Below are 18767 nucleotides of genomic sequence, written 5' to 3'. Positions count from 1 at the left end.
CTCGAGATGAGCCATCCACTAGCCGCCGTCCGACAGGTGAGGCCGCGCCGCGCCGGATGCGTCCCACTGGTCCGGTGGTTGGCCACCGCGCGGCACGCTGGCCTGGCGCAGCAGCTGTTCCGTATGCTGGTGCGCCTGCTGCATGCTGAAGCACAGCGCGCACGCTTCGCGCACCAGCACCATCAATTCCTGTTCCAGCGCCGTGCAAGGCCGGAACGCGCCCAGCTCCACCACCCCCACGACCGTATCGCCATGCCACAGCGGCCATAAGGTGAGCACCGTGGGCCGGGCCGCGCCCAGCGCCGAGCCGATGGCCATGTATTCGGCCGGCACCGGGTCCAGGCACAGCATGCGCCGTTCACGCAAGGCTTGCCACGCCAGCCCATGGCCGGGCGCCAGCCGGGCCGGCGCGTCGTGCCGGCTCAATAGCGCGTAGGTGGCGACCCGCTCCAGCGCGCCATCGGCGGCCGCCACCAGGTACAAGGCCCCCATCCCGGCGCCCAGCCGCTGGGCCAGGTAACGCAGCACGCGGTCGGCCAGTTCGGCTGTGCTGTAGTTGCCCCGCATGGCTTCGCTCAATTCGTTCTGGCTGGTCTTCAGCCAGTCGCGTTCCCTGTCGCGCAGCCGGCCGGCCCGCAGCGACACCAGCATGGCGTCGAATGCGCCATCGAGCGCCCGTTGCAGTTCCAGGTTGCGCTGCACGGAGCGCAGCAAGCTGCCCAATTCATCGTTGCCTGGCGCGGCCCCCTGCAGCGCCAGCGCCGGCACCCGGGCCGGTTCCCGATCCAGGTCGCCGGCCGCGATGGCCTGGGCCGCCGCCACCTTGGCGTCGCTGGACGCGGTGAGCGTGTCGATCGCCGCCAGCGCCTGGTCCAGCGGGCCGGCGACGGCACGCTGGTAGAACAGCCACAGGAACAGCCCGGCCAGCAGCAGCAAGGCGGCCAGCGTGGCCAGCACGGCATAAATGGCGCGCCGGCCCGTCTCCAGCTGCAGGCTGGAATCGACTTCCAGCACGCCGCGCACATCGCCCAGCTTCCAGTTGGTGCGGGGACTGGAGGGCAGGCTGTTATGGCAGTCGATGCAGGACTGGGCGATCATCTTGTCGGCCAGCGCCACCCGCACCACGGTGGCGTTGCCCAGTTGCTCGGTGCGGGTGTAGGCCTGGTCGGGATGGTGCTGGAAATAGGCCCAGGCATCCTCGCCGAAGCTGTCGAGCACACGCTGGGCCCGGTTGGGGAAGGGATAGGGACTGTACAGCTTGAGGTTGACGCCCGAGTCGCGCAGCAGTTCGCCCAGTTCCAGCACCATGGTGACGGGCAGCGGAATGGTGTCCGGCTGGTCCAGATGGTCGCTGCCCACCCGCAGGCCGGGATGGCTCATCACCTTGGCCACCACGTTGGCCGTGTAGTACTGGCGCAGCAGCGTGAACTGGCGCGCCGTCTCGCGCGCGGCGCTGACGGCTTCCTGCTCGGCGTTGCGGGCGATGTAGCGCGGCACCACGATGGCGGCGGCCAGCGCGCACAGGCCCAGCGCGGCGCCTACGGGCAGGAACAATTTCCAGAAGAGGGAGCGGGGGGCCGCTGTGGTCATGATGGCTGGTCGCGTCGGCGTGGTATCCGTTGCTGCCAGCATAGCTTAATTGCCGCCCGGCGTGTACCGCCGTGGGGACGGTGGGGGCCGTTGTTGCGGACGCGCCGCACGGCGGCGCTGTCCTGGACGGCGCCGCCGTCCGGTTTGATCGGGGCCTGGCCCCGATTTCGCCTGCGATTGTGCTTGTCTTACGCGGCCGGCTTGAGCAGGTTGGCCAGCGCCACGTACTGGGCCAGGCCGACCGCTTCGGGCCGGTCGGTGGGCGTGATGCCGGCGGCCACGATCTGCTCCTCCGTGAACATGCCGGCCAGGCAGTTGCGGATCACTTTGCGCCGCTGCGAGAACGCTTTCAGCACCACCGCTTCCAGCGTGGCCTGGTCGCACGGCAGCGGATTCGCCACGGGGACCATGCGCACGATGGCCGAATCGACCTTGGGCGGCGGGTCGAACGCTTCCGGCGGCACCACGAACAGCAGCGACATCTGGTAGCGCCACTGCAGCATCACGGACAGCCGGCCATAGGTCTTGCTGCCCGGTTCAGCCACCATGCGCTCCACCACTTCCTTTTGCAGCATGAAGTGCTGGTCCTGCACCAGCGGCGCGAACTGGGCCAGGTGGAACAGCAGCGGGCTGGAGATGTTGTACGGCAGGTTGCCCACCACGCGCAGCTTCTGGCCGGGCGGCACCGGGATGGTGGAAAAATCGAACTTGAGCGCGTCGCCCGCGTGGATGGTGAGCTTGGCCCGGCTATAGGTTTTTTCCAGCCGCGCCACCAGGTCGCGGTCCAGTTCCACCACATGCATGTGGGTCACGGTGCGCATCAGCTGCTCCGTCATGGCGGCCAGGCCGGGGCCGATCTCCACCATGGCATCGCCGGGAGCGGGGTCGATGGCGTCCGTGATGGAACCCAGCACGTGCTGGTCGTGTAAAAAATTCTGGCCGAAGCGTTTGCGGGCGACGTGTTTCATGCGGATTCTTCTTGTTATGGGTGATAAGGGGGATAGCCGGCCGCGCGGCTGGCCTCGGCCATCCGCAGCGCGCTGTCGATGGCCGCCTCCATGCTGCCGCAGTCGGCCCGGCCCACGCCTTGCGCGGCCAGGTCCAGCGCCGTGCCATGGTCGACCGAGGTGCGGATCAGCGGCAAGCCCAGGGTGATGTTGACGCCGTGGCCGAAGGTGGCGTACTTCAGCACCGGCAAGCCCTGGTCGTGGTACATGGCCAGCACGCAGTCGGCCCGTTCCAGGTACTTGGGCTGGAACAGGGTGTCGGCCGGATAGGGGCCCGTCACGTCCAGCCCGCGCGCGCGCGCGGCCGCGATGGCCGGTTCGATGATCTCGATTTCCTCGCGCCCCAGGTAGCCGCCCTCGCCCGCGTGCGGGTTCAGGCCCGTGACCAGGATGCGCGGCGCGGCGATGCCGCATTTGACGCGCAGGTCGTGGCCGATGATGTCGAGGATGCGCGCCAGGCCATCCTGGCTCAGCGCGCCGGCCACGTCCTTGAGCGGCAAGTGGGTGGTGGCCAACGCCACCCGCAGCGGTGGCACGCCGGCCACGCCTTGCGGCTGGCCGGCCAGCATCATCACCACTTGGGATGTTGCCGTCCGGGCGGCGAAGTATTCCGTGTGGCCGGAAAATGCAATGCCGGCGTCGTTGATGGTGCTCTTTTGCAGCGGCGCCGTGACGATGGCTTCAAACCAGCCGGTCTTGACGCCTTCGATGGCCGCGTCCAGCGTGGCCAGCACGGCGCGGCCGTTGTTCTTGTCCAGCACACCGGGGTGGACGTGGGCTTCCAGCGGCACGTCGATCACGCTCAGGCGCTCGGCGCCGAAATGGGGCAGGCCGCCGTTGCGCACCGCTTGCAGCGACAGCGACGACAGCCGGATGGCGGGATCGATCTCGCCGGCCAGCATGGCCAGGTAGGCCGCGTCGCCCAGCAGCACGCAGTTGACCTCATGGCGGCGCGCCCAGGCGGCGCGGATGGCGATTTCCGGACCGATGCCGGCCGGTTCACCCACCGTGACGCCGAGCGCCGGGCGCACGCCGGGACGGCGCGCCGGCACGGCGGCCGGCGTGGCTGGCAGCGATATGCTCAGGGTGGTGGCCATGGGCTTACTTGGCTTCGTCGCGGAATTCGACGTAGGCGCGGTCGCGCACTTCGCGCTGCCAATCCTCCACGGCCTCGGCCAGCTTGCGCTCGCGGATGGCCTGGCGGGCCGCGTTGCGCTGGCGCTCCTTGGACACGTCGTCGCTCTTACGCTCCAGCACTTCGATCAGGTGGTAGCCGAAGCTCGATTCGACCGGCTGGCTCACTTCGCCCGGCTTGAGGGCGTTCATGGCCGCTTCGAACTCGGGCACCGTGTCGCCCGGGTACAGCCAACCGAGGTCGCCCCCCTTGGCGGCCGAGCCGTCGTTGGACACCAGGCGCGCCAGGTCCTCGAACTTGGCGGCCTTGTTGTCGAGACGTTCCTTCAGTTCCAGCAGCTTGCGCTTGGCGTCGTAGGCGCTCATGGTCGGGGTGACCTTGATCAGGATGTGGCGCGCGTGGGTCTGCTGGACGGCGGCGGCGGCCTGGCCATCGGCCACGCTGCGGCGGTCCACCACCTTCAGGATGTGGAAGCCACCGGCGCTCTTGATGATGGGCGTGACCTGGCCGGCCTTGAGCTTGACCAGCGCTTCAGTGAACAGCTCGGGCAGGCGGTCCGTGTTACGCCAGCCGATCTCGCCACCCTTGAGGGCGTCGCTGGCGTCCGAGAACGAGGCGGCCATCTTGGCGAAGTCGGCGCCGGTGCGCAGCTGGCGCATCACCTGCTCGGCGCGCTCGCGGCGGGCCGCGATCACTTCCGGCGTCGCGTTCTCGGGAATGCGGACCATGATCTGCGACAGGTTCAGTTCCACCTGCTCGGCGGCGGCGGCCTTCTCGGCGGCCAAATAGCTGTCCACCTCGGCGTCCGAGATCTGGATCTTGGCGTCCACCTCATGCTCGCGCAGGCGCTGCATGATGATCTCCTCGCGGATCTCCTCGCGGAAGGCGGCGAAGGTAGTGCCATCCTTTTCCATCTGGTTGCGCAGTTCCTGCACCGTCATCTTCTGCTGCTCGGCGATGCGGCCGATGGCGCGGTCGAGCATGGTGTCATCGACGCGCACGCCGAATTCCTTGGCCATCTGCATCTGGGCCCGCTCCACGATCATGCGTTCCAGGATCTGGTGGCGCAGGTCGGCCGCATCGGGCAGGGCCACGTTCTGCGCCTTCATGCGCTGGGTCACGGCCTGGATGCGGGCCGTCAGTTCCTGGCGCGTGATGACGTCATCGTTGACGACGACGACGATGGAATCGATCGGCGTGGTGCTGCTGGCCTTGGGCGCGGCGGCGGTGGCGGTTGCGGCGGCGGCCGGCGCGGCCGGGGCCGCGGCGACGGGGGCGGGCGCGGGGGCCGGCGTTTTTTTGCTCGAGAACATGCTGCAGCCCGAGGTGGCGGCGGCGCACAGCAACAGCGCTGCGATCTTCGTGTGGTGCATACTGGCTTTACGCATAATGGAGAACGCTCATGTGTCAGGGGTAAAAAAATGTAAACGGGCGGGCCACACGCTTAGCGGCCAAAGCCCTCATTCAAACGCTGGTAGCCGGGGATGCTGTTCTTCATCGCTTCCAGCGGATTGCCCACGCCCAGCTTGGACAGGCCATTCAGTTCCAGCTGGAAGAAGATGGGGGTGGAGACGTTTTTGGCGGTCGTCACGAAACGTTGGGCGCCCATGCGGAACACCCAGCAGTCGCCGTTGTATTCCAGTCCCACCAGCGATTCCAGCACCTTCTTGTTGAGCAGCGAGTAGCTGACCCGGCCCACGCCATACCAGCGCTGCGACACCGGCCACTGGCTCGACAGGTCGGCATTCTTGAAGCTGTCGCGCAGGTAGCGGTAGCCCAGGTTGAGCACCTTCTTCTGGCCCGGCTGCCACTGGATGGCGTAGTTGGAACTGACGGTCTGGTGCTGGCTGGGGTTGTACTGCACGGCGCTGTCGAAACCCCAGGTGTCGGAAATCCGGCCGCTGGCCGCCAGCAGCATGTCGGAGCGGCTGTCGTTGCTGGGGGTGGAAGCGTCCAGCTGCACCTTCTGGTCGCGGAAATAGAAGCGCTGGCCGAACGCCAGGCGCAAGCGCTCGGCGCCGGACGATTCCAGGAAGCGCGACACCAGCGCGGCCGTCAGCTGGTTGGCGTCGCCGATACGGTCCGAACCAATGAAGCGGTTCTCGCTGAACAGCTGGCTGAAGTTGAAGGTGGCGGCGGCCGTGTCAAAGGTAGGCAGGGCCGACTGGTCGCGGTACGGCGTGTTCACGTAGAACAGGCGCGGCTCCAGCGTTTGCGTGGTGGCGCGGCCGAACAGCTTGGCCTCGCGCTCGAACACCAGGCCCGAATCGAGCGAGAAGGTGGGCACACTGCGCGACAGGTCGCGGGCCGGGTCGGTATCGTGCGCGTCCAGCTGATACGTGCTGGCGTTGAGCATCAGCTTGGGCGTGACGAAGAAGCTGGGCCCGATGATGGGATAGCTGATCTGCGGAATGGCCACCAGCCGCGTGCCGCGCAATTCCGTCGGATGCCAGAAGCGCGTCAGTTCGCTGTCGAACTCCCAGTCGAAGCCGGCCACGTCGTAGCGGCCCGCGTGGAAATTCAGCGACGGCAGCCGGTCATACGGGCGCGACACGAACAGACTCGGGTCCGTGATGGAATCGGGATCCTGCAGCACCTGGTATTTCTGGACGCGGGCCGTCAGGCGCCAGTATTCGCCATGGTAGTCGCTGCGCAGCTCGCGCAGCAGCTGGCGCTCGGCGCTGCCGGCCACCGTCTTGGAAAAATCGTTCGGGTAGTTGTCGTCCGAGGCGGCGCGCACGCTCCAGCCGTAGGACCAATCCTTGGCCAGGTCCTGTTCATGGGTGGACTTGATGGTCCAGCGGTCGGTCTGGGTCTGCTTATCGTGCGGCAGCAGCTCCAGATAAGTCTCGCCGCGGTAGGTGCCGGCCTCCGTCTCGCCGATGTAACGGCCGTTGGCGCCCAGCTGGAAGCCGCGCCGCGGAATGATTTTCGGGTACAGCGTCAAGTCGCGGTTGGGCGCGATGTTGACGTAGTACGGCACCGTCAGTTCGGCCGCGCCCTTGGAGCCGAAACCGGGCATGGGCGGCAGCCAGCCGGAGCGGCGCGCGCCCGACAGCGAGAACGACAGGGCCGGCGTGCCGAGGATGGGCACGTCCTTGAAATAGACGATGGTCTGGCCGGCCGTGCCCACGTCGCGCCCGGAATCGAGATTGAGGCGGCTGGCCTTCAAATACCAGTCAGGGTTCGGCCCCTGGCAGGTGCTGTAGGTGCCGTCGATCACCAGCGCCTCATCCTCGTTGAGGAAGTTGACGCGCTGCGCCTTGCCTTGGGCATGATTCAATTCCATCTGGTAGGTGGGGTGCTGCATATAGCCCACGCCCGTGTCCAGATTGAGTTTCAGTTCATCGCCCGTGAAATAGTCGCCAAAGCGCCAGATACGCACATGGCCCTCCGCTTCCACCTCGTCCTCCACCTGGCGGTAGCAGGCCGTGTCGGCCTTGACGCGCGTCTTGCCCTTGACCAGTTCCACGTCGCGTGCCAGGTTCAGCTCGCGTTCGGGGCGGCCGCTGATGTCCTCGGCCTGGATGGTGGTGGGGGCGTTCGGGTCGTCCACCCGGGGTGGCCGCGGTTTGGCCGGGACCTGGGTCTGGGCCAGGGCGTGGACCGGCAACGCCGCCACGGTGACGAGGGCGGACAAGGCATATGCCCAGCGTTGCGAGGGGTAAGGGGCCAGGAACCAGCTCATGAAAGGTAGCGACTAAACACCATGACAGGCGATTTTTTGAAATGAATCCCTTATTATATGGGAATCTTCAGCTATTACCGGTTTCCACCGTCCGCTTCATGTCTTTATTATCAAATCAATCATCCGATTCCACCCCCTCCCCCGCCGCCGACGCGCGCCTGGCCATGCTCAAGGAGTGGCTCGCCCCCCTCGACCTGGTGCGGGTGGACACGGTGCGCCCCGCCTCGGCCGACGCCAGCTTCCGTCGCTACTTCCGGGTCGACGTGCTGCCGGCCCGGCAGGGCGCGCACGGCGCCACCCTGATCGTGATGGATGCCCCGCCCGAGCGCGAGAACGTGCCGGCCTTTATCAAGGTGCAAGGCTTGCTGGCCGAAGCCGGGGTGTCGGTGCCGGCCATCGTGGCACAGGACGCGGAACGGGGCTTGCTGCTGCTGTCGGACCTGGGCAACGCCACCTACCTGAGCGAACTGGATCACGACAATGCTTCCACCCTGTACGCGGAAGCGCTGGAAGCCCTGGTCAAGATCCAGCAAAGCAGCCAGCCCGGCGTGCTGCCGGAATTCGACCGCGCCTTCATGCTGCGCGAGATGAATCTGTTCCCCGAGTGGTACATCGGCAAGCACCTGGGCGCCACGCTGACGGAAGCCCAGGCGGCCGAACTGCAGAAAGTGTTCGACGCCATCCTGGCCCGTGCATTGGCCCAGCAGCAGGTGTTCATGCACCGCGACTATCATTCGCGCAACCTGATGCGCATCGACGCGGGCAACCCCGGCATCCTCGACTTCCAGGACGCCGTGTACGGCCCCATCACCTACGACGTGGCCTCGCTGCTGCGCGACGCCTACGTGCAGTGGGACGAGGAACTGGTGCTGGACTGGGCGATCCGCTACTGGCAGCACGCCAAGGCCGTGGGCCTGCCCGTCAACAAGGATATCGACGCTTTCTACAAGGACTTCGAGTACATGGGCCTGCAGCGCCACCTGAAGATCCTGGGCCTGTTCTGCCGCCTGAACTACCGCGACGGCAAGGCCGGTTACCTGGCCGACCTGCCCACCGTGATGGATTACGTGCGCAAGACGGCCAACCGCTACAAGGACCTCAAGCCCCTGGTGCGTCTGCTCGACACGCTGGAAAACAAGCAGCCGCAGGTCGGCTACACCTTCTAAGTTGATACGCTGACGGCGGAGGCCGGCCACGCCGGCGCCCGCCCAGCCACGAAAGCCCTCCATGAAAGCCATGATCTTCGCCGCCGGCCGCGGCGAGCGGATGCGCCCCCTGACCGACACCTGCCCCAAGCCGCTGCTGACCGTGCGCGGCCGGCCGCTGATCGTCTGGCACATCCTCAACCTGGTGCGCGCCGGCATCACCGACATCGTCATCAACCACGCCCACCTGGGCGACCAGATCGAACAGACGCTGGGCGACGGCAGCCAGTACGGCGCCCGCATCGCCTACTCGCCCGAAGCCACGGCACTGGAGACGGCCGGCGGCGTGGCCGCCGCCCGCCACCTGCTGGGCGATCAACCATTCCTGGCCATCTCGGGCGACATCTACTGCCCCTACTTCGATTTTGAAGAAGTCAAGGACGTGCTGCACGACGCCGACATGTGGGGCAACCCCTATCCGGCCGACAAGCGCGACGTGGCCTGGCTGTACCTGGTCAAGAACCCGCCATTCCACCCCGAGGGCGACTTCGGCCTGACCATGTACTCGGTCACCAACGATGGCGATCCGCGCTGGACCTTCGGCAATATCGGCGTCTACCGGCCCGAGATCTTCGACGGCATCGAAGCGGGCAGCCACGCCAAGCTGGGTCCACTGCTGCGCCAATACATCGAGCGGGGCCAGGTGGGCGGCGAAGTGTACGAAGGCGAATGGCACAACGTGGGCACCATCGCCCAGCTGGAAGCGCTGAACACCCCCGTACGCAACGGAGCGGCCAAGTGACCAGCGCCTGCGCCGCGCGGCGCGCCCGCCTGCTGGCGCAAATGGCGGAAATGGCGCCCGGCGCCGTGGCCGTGCTGCCCACGGCGCAGGAAGTGGCACGCAACGCCGACAGCGATTATCCCTACCGCCACGACAGCTATTTCTACTACCTGAGCGGCTTCACGGAACCGGAGAGCGTGGTGGTACTGGTGGCCGCGCGCGGCGACGCGCCGGCCCGCTCCATCCTGTTCTGCCGCGAGAAGAACGCGGAACGGGAAATCTGGGACGGCTTCCGCCACGGTCCGGAAGCGGCGCTGACCGCGTTCGGCTTCGACGCCACCTTCCCGATTGACGCGCTGGACGCGCAGATGGAACAACTGCTGGCCAACGCCCCGGCCCTGTACTACGCGCTGGGCAACGATGCCGAACTGGACGCGCGCGTGCGGCGCTGGCTGGCCGCCGTGCGGCGCCAGGCCCGCCTGGGCGTGACGGCGCCCGCCGCCGCCCACGACTTGCTGCCGCTGCTGGACGAGATGCGCCTGCTCAAGGACGACGGCGAACTGGCCATCATGCGCCGCGCCGCCGCCATCTCCGGCCGCGCCCACGCGCGCGCCATGCGCGCCACCCGCCCTGGCATGCATGAATACGAAATCGAAGCGGAACTGCTGTACGAATTCCGCCGTAGCGGCGCCCAGCATCCGGCCTACAGCTCCATCGTGGCCAGCGGCGCCAATTCCTGTGTACTGCACTACAGCGCCAACAACGCGCCCTGCCACGACGGCGACCTGCTGCTGATCGACGCCGGCTGCGAGCTCGATGGCTACGCCTCCGACATCACCCGCACCTATCCCGTCAACGGCCGCTTTACGGCGCCGCAGCGGGCCTTGTACGAACTGGTACTGGCGGCGCAGGCGGCCGCGCTGCACGCCATCAAGCCGGGCCACCGCTACACGGCCATTCACGACGCCGCGCTGCAAGTGCTGGCGCAGGGCATGCTGGACCTGGGCCTGCTGGACCAGAACAAGACCGGCGGCGTGGCCGACGTGATCGCCAACAAGAGCTACCTGCCGTTCTACATGCACGGCACCGGCCACTGGCTGGGCATGGACGTGCACGACGTGGGCCAATACCGCGACGTGGGCGCGCCGGACAAACCCTCGCGCCCACTACAGGCGGGCATGGTGCTGACAGTGGAACCGGGCATCTACGTGCGTCCCGCCGAGGGCGTGCCGGAACAGTTCTGGAATACCGGCATCCGCATCGAGGATGACGTGATCGTCACCCCGACCGGCCATACCATCATCAGCGCCGCCGCCCCTAAATCGGTGGCCGATATCGAACACCTGATGCAACAGGCCCCCTAACCGGCACCCAACAGGCACCAACGACGCACCAACACAGGCACCAACACAGGCACCATGAATCCAAGCATCGCCACACTCCATCCCGCGACCAGCGCGACCACCGCAGCCCCCACCACCGATCTCGACATCGCCATCTGCGGCGCTGGCCCGGCCGGCATGGCACTGGCCGCATTGCTGGTCAAGCGCGGCATGGCGCCGCAGCGCATCGGCCTGATCGACGCCAAGACATTGGCCCAGGCCAGCAACGATCCGCGCTCGCTGGCCCTGTCCTACGGCAGCCGCCAGATCCTGGAGCAAACCGGCGCATGGCCCGTGATCGGCACCCCGATTCACCAGATCCACGTATCGCGCCGGGGCCAGTTCGGCCGCAGCCTGATCGACCGCGAAGAACACGGCGTGCCCGCGCTGGGCTACGTGACGCGCTATGGCGATCTGGTGACGGTGCTGGGGGCCGTGTGCGAACGGGCCGGTATCCGCACGCTGCGCCCCGCGCGCGTGACGGGCAGCGTGGAACACGAGGACCGCATCGACCTGCACATCCTGCACGAAGGCGAGCAGGACGCGCGCACCCTGAGCGCCGCCATCATGGTGCAGGCCGAGGGTGGCCTGTTCAGCGACCAGGAAAGCAAATCCGTGCGGCGCGATTACGAGCAGACGGCCATCATCGCCCAGGTGCGCACCAGCGCGCCCATCGCCCACCGCGCCTACGAGCGCTTCACGGAACAGGGTCCGCTGGCACTGCTGCCGCAGGACAGCCGCGATGGCCAGGCCGAATATTCGCTCGTGTGGTGCGCGCGCCCCGACCAGGCGCAAGCGCTGCTGGCACTGGACGACGCCACCTTCCTGGCACAACTGGGCGCAGCCTTCGGCGATCGGCTCGGCAAATTCGTGGCCGCCACCCCGCGCCTGGGCTTCCCGCTGGGATTGAACGCGGACGCGCGCAGCACGGCGCGCTCAGTCGCCATCGGCAACGCGGCCCAGACCATGCACCCGGTGGCGGGCCAGGGGCTCAATCTGGGCCTGCGCGACGTGGCCGTGCTGGCGCACCTGCTGGCGCCGGCCGCCACGCCGGACAACCTGGCGCGCTACACGGCCCAGCGCCACGCCGACCGCAGCACGACCATGCGCCTGACGGACACCATGGCCCGCATCTTCGCCAACGACACGCCGGCGCAAGCCCTGCTGGGCATCTCGCTGGCCGCCATCGACCTGTTCCGCCCCGCCCGCAGCGTGCTGGCGGAACTGATGATGTACGGGCGGCGCTAGCTAACAGCAGTAGCAAACAGCGAAACGCAGGGCCAACCGTGGGGCCAATCGCGGGGCCGGTTCCCACATCGCGCCTCGAAAACGATGGCAATGTTATTGGTTTGTTCATCGTGCCCGCGGCCTATTGCCCCCAAACCGAAATTCCGTTATATTGAACTGAAGTTCTGTATATCGGACTTCCGCAACGAAGTCTGGTCATCAGCGAATTTGCATCAAGAGTCGGTTGAACCGACGCCAACCTGCCTACCCGGGCAAGGTGGAAGCCTTTACGGCGATGCGGCCTATTAACGGCAACGAAGCGGGCGCGACATGGATTGCTCCGAATCGGGCCAAGCTTTCTGGAGTCACCATGAGCACGCAAACGTCCCACTCCCCCTCCAACGATACCAGCGCATGGCGCAGCCAATTCCGCATGACGCATACGTTTCATCTCTTGCTGGGCACAAATGAACCTGTCGCCGGCGAAGTGGAATCGGCGTTGAAACGCGCCCAGGCGCGCATCGAGAAATGGGTGATCGTGCGCCGTGGCGGCTGTTACGAGCATTGCATCGTCGTCGAGGGCATTGATGACGAATCGGCGCGCGCGCTGCGCAAGGAGTTCGCGGGCCTGACCGGCCAGATCAAAGTGCATGTCGAGCACATGCTGCACTTTGATAGCGGCACGGCACGCCACTGAAGCCAGCGCGGAATCTGTTTCAACCGAGATCCTTCCGATATTGGATGAATCCGGCGTTCGTCGCGACCTGGTCATACAGCGTGCGCGCAGTCGTATTGGTTTCGTGGGTGAGCCAGTACACGCGGCTCGCGCCAGCGTCGCGCGCTTGCGCGTAGACGGCCTCGATCAGCGCGCGGCCAACACCACGTCCACGCGCGTCGTCCGCCGTGTACAGGTCTTGCAGATAACAATACGGTCCGGCCGTCCAGCATGAGCGATGATAGATCGCGTGCACGATACCGAGCAAGCGACCCGCATCATCGAAGGCGCCGAGCACGAACATCGGCTCGGCGGCATCGAGAAGCCGCGCCCATGTCGTCGCGAACATTTCCTCGCTCAGTGCGGTGTGGTAGAACGTCTGGTAGTCGCGCCACAACGCACGCCACGCCGCTTCGTCGGTGGCGGCGAGCGGCCGAACTGCCAGCGCGGGAAGTTGTGCTCCTTGCCAATCTGGCAGAGCGGTGCCAATTGCTTGTTGAAACGAATTCAATCTGACGGTCATGGGTTTGCCTTGCACTTTAGGTTGATGGGAATGGGCCTAAAGATAGGACAAATGTGGTGCTCTCAAAAGATCCACGGCACGCGATTTTCTTGGGGCCACGGCGGCACAGGACTTCGGCCAAGAAAAAAGCCGCACCGCCGTGAGGCTGGTGCGGCTTTTCGGAACGGCGGCGCGGCTTAGTCGACCGCTTTCACCATATCCTCGATGACCTTCTTCGCATCGCCGAACACCATCATGGTATTGGCCTGATAGAACAGGTCATTGTCCAGGCCCGCATAGCCGGAAGCCATGGACCGCTTGTTGACGATGATGCTCTTGGCCTTGTACGCCTCCAGGATCGGCATGCCGGCGATCGGCGACTTGGGATCCTTGGCGGCGGGGTTGACCACGTCGTTCGCGCCCAGCACCAGCACCACGTCGGTCTGGCCGAATTCGCCGTTGATGTCTTCCATCTCGAACACCTGGTCGTACGGCACTTCCGCCTCGGCCAGCAGCACGTTCATGTGGCCTGGCATACGGCCGGCCACCGGGTGGATCGCGTACTTCACCGTCACGCCCTTGTGGGTCAGCTTCTCGACCAGTTCCTTCAGCGAGTGCTGGGCGCGCGCCACGGCCAGGCCGTAGCCAGGCACGATGATCACGGTTTCCGCATTCGACATGATGAAGGCCGCGTCGTCGGCCGAGCCGGACTTGACGGGACGCTGTTCCTGCGCGCCGGCCGGGCCAGCGGCCGCCGCGTCGCCGCCGAAGCCGCCCAGGATCACGTTGAAGAACGAGCGGTTCATGGCCTTGCACATGATGTAGGACAGGATCGCGCCCGAGGAACCGACCAGCGAACCGGCGATGATCAGCATGGCGTTATTGAGCGAGAAGCCGATACCGGCCGCGGCCCAACCCGAGTACGAGTTCAGCATCGACACCACCACCGGCATGTCGGCGCCGCCGATCGGGATGATGATCAGCACACCCAGTACGAAGGCGATGGCCGTCATCAGCACGAACGGCATCCAGGCTGGCTCGGTGCCGCCGGCGGTGACGAACACCAGGCCCAGGCCCACCATCACGATGGCCAGGATCAGGTTCAGCATGTGCTGGCCCGAGAAGCTCACCGGCGCGCCCTGGAACAGGCGGAACTTGTATTTGCCCGACAGCTTGCCGAACGCGATCACGGAGCCGGAGAAGGTGATGGCGCCCACGAAGGTGCCGATGAACAGTTCGATGCGGTTACCGAACGGCAGCGCCTCGCCCACGGCGGCGATGCCGAAGGCGTGCGGTTCCGACACGGCGGCCACCGCGATACAGACGGCGGCCAGGCCGATCAGCGAGTGCATCGCCGCGACCAGTTCCGGCATCTTGGTCATCTCGACCTTCTTGGCCAGCGTGGCGCCGATGCCGCCGCCGACCACCACGCCCAGCGCCACCAGCGCGAAGCCCATGCCGCCCTGCTCCACTTCGGCCTTGAGCTTGAGGATCAGCGCCAGCGTGGTGATGGCGGCGATCGCCATGCCCGACATGCCGAACACATTACCCTTGCGCGCCGTGGCCGGCGAGGACAGTCCCTTGAGCGCCTGGATGAAGCACACCGAGGCGATCAGATACATCATCGTGACCAGGTTCATGGTGATGAAATTCATGCTTTGCTCCCTTCACCGACGGCAGCGGGGGCGTGCTTGGGCGCTTGCGCCTTGGGCTCTTTTTTCTTGAACATCTCCAGCATGCGCTGGGTGACGAGGAAGCCGCCAAACACGTTGACGGCCGCCAGCGCCACCGCCACGGTGCCGGCGATCTGGCCCACCGGGCCGGTGGTGAGCGCGGCGGCCAGCATGGCGCCCACGATGATGATGGCCGAAACGGCATTGGTGACGGCCATCAGCGGCGTATGCAGCGCCGGGGTGACGGTCCAGACCACGTGGTAGCCGACGTAGATGGCCAACACGAAGATGATCAGATTGATGATGGTGTGACTGACTTCCATGATTTCTCCAGATTCGGTTATTTGCGCAGCACGTCGCCGCCGGCGCATACCAGGGTGGCCTTGATGATCTCGTCCTCGCGGTCGATCACGAGCTTGTCTTCCTTGTCGATGATCAGCTTGAGGAAGTCGAGCACGTTGCGCGCATACAGGGCCGAGGCGTCGGCCGCCACCAGCGTGGCCAGGTCCGGCTCGCCGACGATGTAGACGCCATGCTTGAGGACCGTCTTGCCCAGTTCCGACAGCGGGCAGTTGCCGCCTTGCGAGACGGCCAGGTCGACGATCACGGAACCGGGTTTCATGGCCTTGACCGTCTCTTCGGAGATCAGGGTCGGCGCGGCGCGGCCGGGGATCAGGGCGGTGGTGATGATGATGTCGGCCTGCTTGGCCCGTTCATGCACCAGCTCCGCCTGGCGGCGCATCCAGTCGGCCGGCATGGGCCGCGCGTAACCGCCCACACCCTTGGCGATTTCCTTTTCCTCCTCGGTCAGGAACGGCACGTCGATGAACTTGGCGCCCAGCGATTCAACCTGCTCCTTGACGGGCGGACGCACGTCCGACGCCTCGATCACGGCGCCCAGGCGCTTGGCCGTGGCGATGGCCTGCAGACCGGCCACACCCACACCCATGATCAGCACGCGGGCCGCTTTCACGGTGCCGGCGGCCGTCATCAGCATCGGCATGAAACGCTGGTAGGTATTGGCCGCCATCATCACGGCCTTGTAGCCGGCGATGTTGGCTTGCGACGACAGCACGTCCATCGACTGGGCGCGCGTGATGCGGGGCACGGCTTCCAGCGCGAACGCCTGCAGCCCGGCAGCAGCCATGGCGGCGATGTTCTCGCTATCGAACGGATTGAGCATGCCGATCACCACGGTGCCGGCTTTCATCAGGCCACGTTCGTCGGCGTTGGGGGCGCGCACCTTGAGCACCACCTCGGCGGCGAACGCTTCGGCGGCGCTGACGATCTGGGCGCCGGCGGCCGCGTAGGCCTCGTCCGTCACCGAGGCCGGCATACCTGCGCCAGACTGCACCACGATTTGATGTTTCGCTGCGAGCTTCTTGACTGTTTCGGGCGTCGCCGCAACTCGGGTTTCGCCCGACCGCGTCTCGGCCGGTATGCCTATTCTCATACAATTGCCTCCAAAGGATTAATAAACTGACTAGACGATAGAAATCTAACACGGAATGCCATGGCGACTGGCTATTTGTCCGGGCACTTCGATAGTGCTGTCCCACTAATCGGGGGGTGGACGGCTGCGCCGTTGGCTTTACTATACTTAGTATGCATTTATCAATAAATAGGTCAATTATCACTTCATTTATTACTATTTGTAATGAAATTGTGCGGATTTACAACTGCAACCCAATAAAATTCTGCTGCGTAGCAACAATCCACCTCAAGTTTGAGCAATTTCAATGCCAAGCGGCCCAGAAGTCATACGGCTGTCATAACCGGAGCAGCAGAACAGGCTAAAATGGCGGCTCTTTCAAGGATGACCCATGCCGCGTATCTGGAAACCCTCTGTGACTGTCGCCGCCATCATCGAACTCGATGGCAAGTTCTTGCTGATCGAAGAAGAGACCAGCGAGGGCGTGCGCATCAACCAGCCGGCCGGGCACCTGGACCCGCACGAGTCGCTGGAACAGGCCGTGATCCGCGAAACGCTGGAGGAGACGGCGCACGAATTCACGCCCACGGCGCTGGTGGGCATGTATATGTCGCGCTACACCTCGCGCCGCACGGGCGAGGAAGTGACCTATCTGCGCTTCACCTTCTGCGGCGTGCCGGGCCAGCGCCACGAGCGGCCGCTGGACGAGGGCATCCTGCGCACCATGTGGCTCACGCGCGACGAGCTGGCCGCCTGCCGCGACCAGCACCGCAGCCCGCTGGTGCTGCAGTGCGTGGACGAATACCTGGCCGGGCGGCGCGCCCCGCTGGAACTGCTGCACACCCACGCTTCCGTGTTCAAGGAAGTGGTATCGAATGATTAAAGTAACGGAATAAGCAAGATGAGCAAGAAAAAAGTCGTGATCGGTATGTCAGGCGGGGTCGATTCCTCGGTCGCGGCGTGGATGCTCAAGGAGCAGGGCTACGAGGTGGTGGGCCTGTTCATGAAGAACTGGGAAGACGACGACGACTCCGAGTACTGCTCCACCCGCCAGGACTGGATCGACGCGGCCAGCGTGGCCGACGTGATCGGGGTCGACATCGAGGCCGTCAACTTCGCGGCCGAATACAAGGACCGCGTGTTCGCCGACTTCCTGCGCGAATACCAGGCCGGCCGCACCCCCAACCCGGACGTGCTGTGCAACGCCGAGATCAAGTTCAAGGCCTTCCTGGACCACGCCATGCACCTGGGCGCGGACCTGATCGCCACCGGCCACTACGCGCGCGTGCGCCAGAATGGAACACAGTTCGAATTATTGAAGGCGCTGGACCACACCAAGGACCAGAGCTACTTCCTGCACCGTCTTAATCAGGCGCAGTTGTCCAAGACCCTGTTCCCGCTGGGCGAAATCCCCAAGACGGAAGTGCGCAAGATCGCTGAAAAGCTGGCCCTGCCCAACGCGGCCAAGAAGGATTCGACCGGCATCTGCTTCATCGGCGAGCGCCCGTTCCGCGAATTCCTGAACCGCTACCTGTCCTACAAGCCGGGCCCGATGAAGACGCCGGACGGCAAGGTGGTGGGCGAACACGTGGGCCTGAGCTTCTACACGCTGGGCCAGCGCAAGGGCATCGGCGTGGGCGGCATGAAAGCCTACAAGAAAGACGATGGCAGCAGCGACGCCTGGTACGTGGCGCGCAAGGACATCGTCAACAACACGCTGTATATCGTGCAGGGCCATGACCATCCATGGCTGCTGTCGTCCACGCTGCGCGCGGATCAAGCCAGCTGGATCGCCGGCACGCCGCCGGCGCCGCGCGCGCTGTCGGCCAAGACCCGCTACCGCCAGGCCGACGTGGCCTGCACCGTCACGCCGGACGGCGACGCCAACTTCGCATTGCAGTTCGAGCAAGCCCAGTGGGCCGTCACGCCCGGCCAGTCGGCCGTGCTGTACGACGGCGACGTGTGCCTGGGCGGCGGCATTATCGCCGGTTCAGACTTCAGCGCCTGACGGGTCGCCGCCGGGCGCTCCGTCATCGGATGGCCCATCGGCGCCGCCCTGCTGGACCGCCATGGCGGCGCGCTGGCGCTTGACCATGGCGATCACCGTGTTGCGGATGGTATTGAGCACGGTGTCGGCCTTGAACGGCTTGACGATGAAACCGTTCACGCCCATCGCGTGCGCCGCCTGGATGGTGGCTGCGTCGAATTCGCTCGACACCATGAAGATCAGCGTCTTGGGCCAGTTGCCCTTGATTTCGCGCACCACGGCGGTATCACTTTCGATCTGCTCGCGGGCGATGCAGACGATGTGGGGGTGGTGCTTGAGCAGCAGCGTCATGCCGCTGGCGCAGGTGTGGCTCTGTCCCACCACGTCGTAGCCGCCGTCGAGCAGGACGGTGTTGAGCAGGCCGCGGGCCACGGCGCTGCTGTCGATAATGACTGCCTTTAACATCGTAAAACCTTTCTCGTGGACGCGCCGCCGGCTCCGAG

Annotated in this window: 16 protein-coding genes, 1 pseudogene and 1 riboswitch; of the genes and pseudogenes, 7 read left to right on the top strand and 10 right to left on the bottom strand. The window is 65.7% G+C overall.

Annotated elements, in window-relative coordinates:
• Positions 1–18: 18 nt before the first annotated feature.
• From H3H39_RS24810 to H3H39_RS24790, 5 genes are all read right to left on the bottom strand, one after another.
• Positions 19–1590, bottom strand: a complete 1572-nt coding sequence (locus H3H39_RS24810; protein ID WP_182157073.1) for a c-type heme family protein — start codon at positions 1588–1590, stop codon at positions 19–21.
• Between the two features lie 188 nt (positions 1591–1778).
• Positions 1779–2558 (bottom strand): 16S rRNA (adenine(1518)-N(6)/adenine(1519)-N(6))-dimethyltransferase RsmA, encoded by a 780-nt coding sequence (rsmA, locus tag H3H39_RS24805; protein ID WP_182157072.1) that lies wholly within the window; start codon positions 2556–2558, stop codon positions 1779–1781.
• Positions 2559–2572: 14 nt separating this feature from the next.
• On the bottom strand, positions 2573–3694 hold the full coding sequence (gene pdxA / locus H3H39_RS24800) for a 4-hydroxythreonine-4-phosphate dehydrogenase PdxA (protein WP_182157071.1): 1122 nt from the start codon (positions 3692–3694) through the stop codon (positions 2573–2575).
• Positions 3695–3698: 4 nt separating this feature from the next.
• Entirely contained in the window at positions 3699–5120 is a 1422-nt protein-coding gene (locus tag H3H39_RS24795; protein WP_229218263.1) for a peptidylprolyl isomerase, read from the bottom strand.
• Between the two features lie 56 nt (positions 5121–5176).
• Complete coding sequence (locus tag H3H39_RS24790) at positions 5177–7420, bottom strand: LPS-assembly protein LptD (protein WP_182157070.1); 2244 nt, start codon at positions 7418–7420, stop codon at positions 5177–5179.
• A 98-nt stretch (positions 7421–7518) separates the two neighbouring features.
• On the opposite strand from H3H39_RS24790, the gene H3H39_RS24785 reads away from it, so the two are divergent.
• From H3H39_RS24785 to H3H39_RS24765, 5 genes are all read left to right on the top strand, one after another.
• A complete protein-coding gene (locus H3H39_RS24785) occupies positions 7519–8586 on the top strand; it encodes an aminoglycoside phosphotransferase family protein (RefSeq protein ID WP_182157069.1) in 1068 nt (355 codons plus the stop codon).
• A gap of 61 nt (positions 8587–8647) precedes the next feature.
• The gene (gene murU, locus H3H39_RS24780; RefSeq protein ID WP_182157068.1) at positions 8648–9367 is read left to right on the top strand and encodes an N-acetylmuramate alpha-1-phosphate uridylyltransferase MurU; all 720 of its coding nucleotides are present in this window, start codon (positions 8648–8650) and stop codon (positions 9365–9367) included.
• Positions 9364–10710, top strand: coding sequence for an aminopeptidase P N-terminal domain-containing protein (locus tag H3H39_RS24775; protein WP_375540459.1), 1347 nt, complete (start codon positions 9364–9366; stop codon positions 10708–10710). The genes murU and H3H39_RS24775 overlap by 4 nt, the downstream gene beginning before the upstream one ends.
• Positions 10711–10764: 54 nt before the next feature.
• A complete protein-coding gene (locus tag H3H39_RS24770; protein ID WP_182157066.1) occupies positions 10765–11976 on the top strand; it encodes a UbiH/UbiF/VisC/COQ6 family ubiquinone biosynthesis hydroxylase in 1212 nt (403 codons plus the stop codon).
• Between the two features lie 204 nt (positions 11977–12180).
• A riboswitch (SAM-I-IV-variant riboswitch) is annotated at positions 12181–12284 on the top strand.
• Positions 12285–12325: 41 nt separating this feature from the next.
• Positions 12326–12652, top strand: a complete 327-nt coding sequence (locus tag H3H39_RS24765; protein ID WP_182157065.1) for a hypothetical protein — start codon at positions 12326–12328, stop codon at positions 12650–12652.
• Positions 12653–12671: 19 nt separating this feature from the next.
• Here the strand turns inward: H3H39_RS24765 and H3H39_RS24760 are convergent.
• From H3H39_RS24760 to H3H39_RS24745, 4 genes and pseudogenes are all read right to left on the bottom strand, one after another.
• A pseudogene (locus H3H39_RS24760) lies at positions 12672–13115 on the bottom strand (GNAT family N-acetyltransferase); the annotation flags it as partial.
• 254 nt (positions 13116–13369) lie between these two features.
• On the bottom strand, positions 13370–14827 hold the full coding sequence (locus H3H39_RS24755; protein ID WP_182157064.1) for an NAD(P)(+) transhydrogenase (Re/Si-specific) subunit beta: 1458 nt from the start codon (positions 14825–14827) through the stop codon (positions 13370–13372).
• The gene (locus tag H3H39_RS24750; protein WP_182157063.1) at positions 14824–15168 is read right to left on the bottom strand and encodes an NAD(P) transhydrogenase subunit alpha part 2; all 345 of its coding nucleotides are present in this window, start codon (positions 15166–15168) and stop codon (positions 14824–14826) included. Before H3H39_RS24750 ends, H3H39_RS24755 begins: the two co-directional genes overlap by 4 nt.
• A gap of 17 nt (positions 15169–15185) precedes the next feature.
• The gene (locus H3H39_RS24745; RefSeq protein WP_182157062.1) at positions 15186–16298 is read right to left on the bottom strand and encodes a Re/Si-specific NAD(P)(+) transhydrogenase subunit alpha; all 1113 of its coding nucleotides are present in this window, start codon (positions 16296–16298) and stop codon (positions 15186–15188) included.
• A gap of 370 nt (positions 16299–16668) precedes the next feature.
• On the opposite strand from H3H39_RS24745, the gene H3H39_RS24740 reads away from it, so the two are divergent.
• A complete protein-coding gene (locus H3H39_RS24740; RefSeq protein WP_182157061.1) occupies positions 16669–17160 on the top strand; it encodes an NUDIX hydrolase in 492 nt (163 codons plus the stop codon).
• A gap of 18 nt (positions 17161–17178) precedes the next feature.
• Positions 17179–18285 carry a tRNA 2-thiouridine(34) synthase MnmA gene (mnmA, locus tag H3H39_RS24735; RefSeq protein WP_182157060.1) on the top strand — a complete coding sequence of 369 codons (1107 nt, stop codon included), beginning with the start codon at positions 17179–17181 and terminating at the stop codon, positions 18283–18285.
• On the opposite strand, the gene H3H39_RS24730 is transcribed toward mnmA, so the two are convergent.
• Complete coding sequence (locus tag H3H39_RS24730) at positions 18268–18729, bottom strand: response regulator (RefSeq protein WP_182157059.1); 462 nt, start codon at positions 18727–18729, stop codon at positions 18268–18270. The genes mnmA and H3H39_RS24730 overlap by 18 nt on opposite strands.
• Positions 18730–18767: the final 38 nt, after the last annotated feature.

This window comes from Rugamonas apoptosis (assembly GCF_014042355.1).
Classification (GTDB): domain Bacteria; phylum Pseudomonadota; class Gammaproteobacteria; order Burkholderiales; family Burkholderiaceae_D; genus Rugamonas; species Rugamonas apoptosis.
The sequence above is the reverse complement of the archived record's forward strand: the minus strand, read 5'-3'. Positions and strand labels throughout refer to the sequence as shown.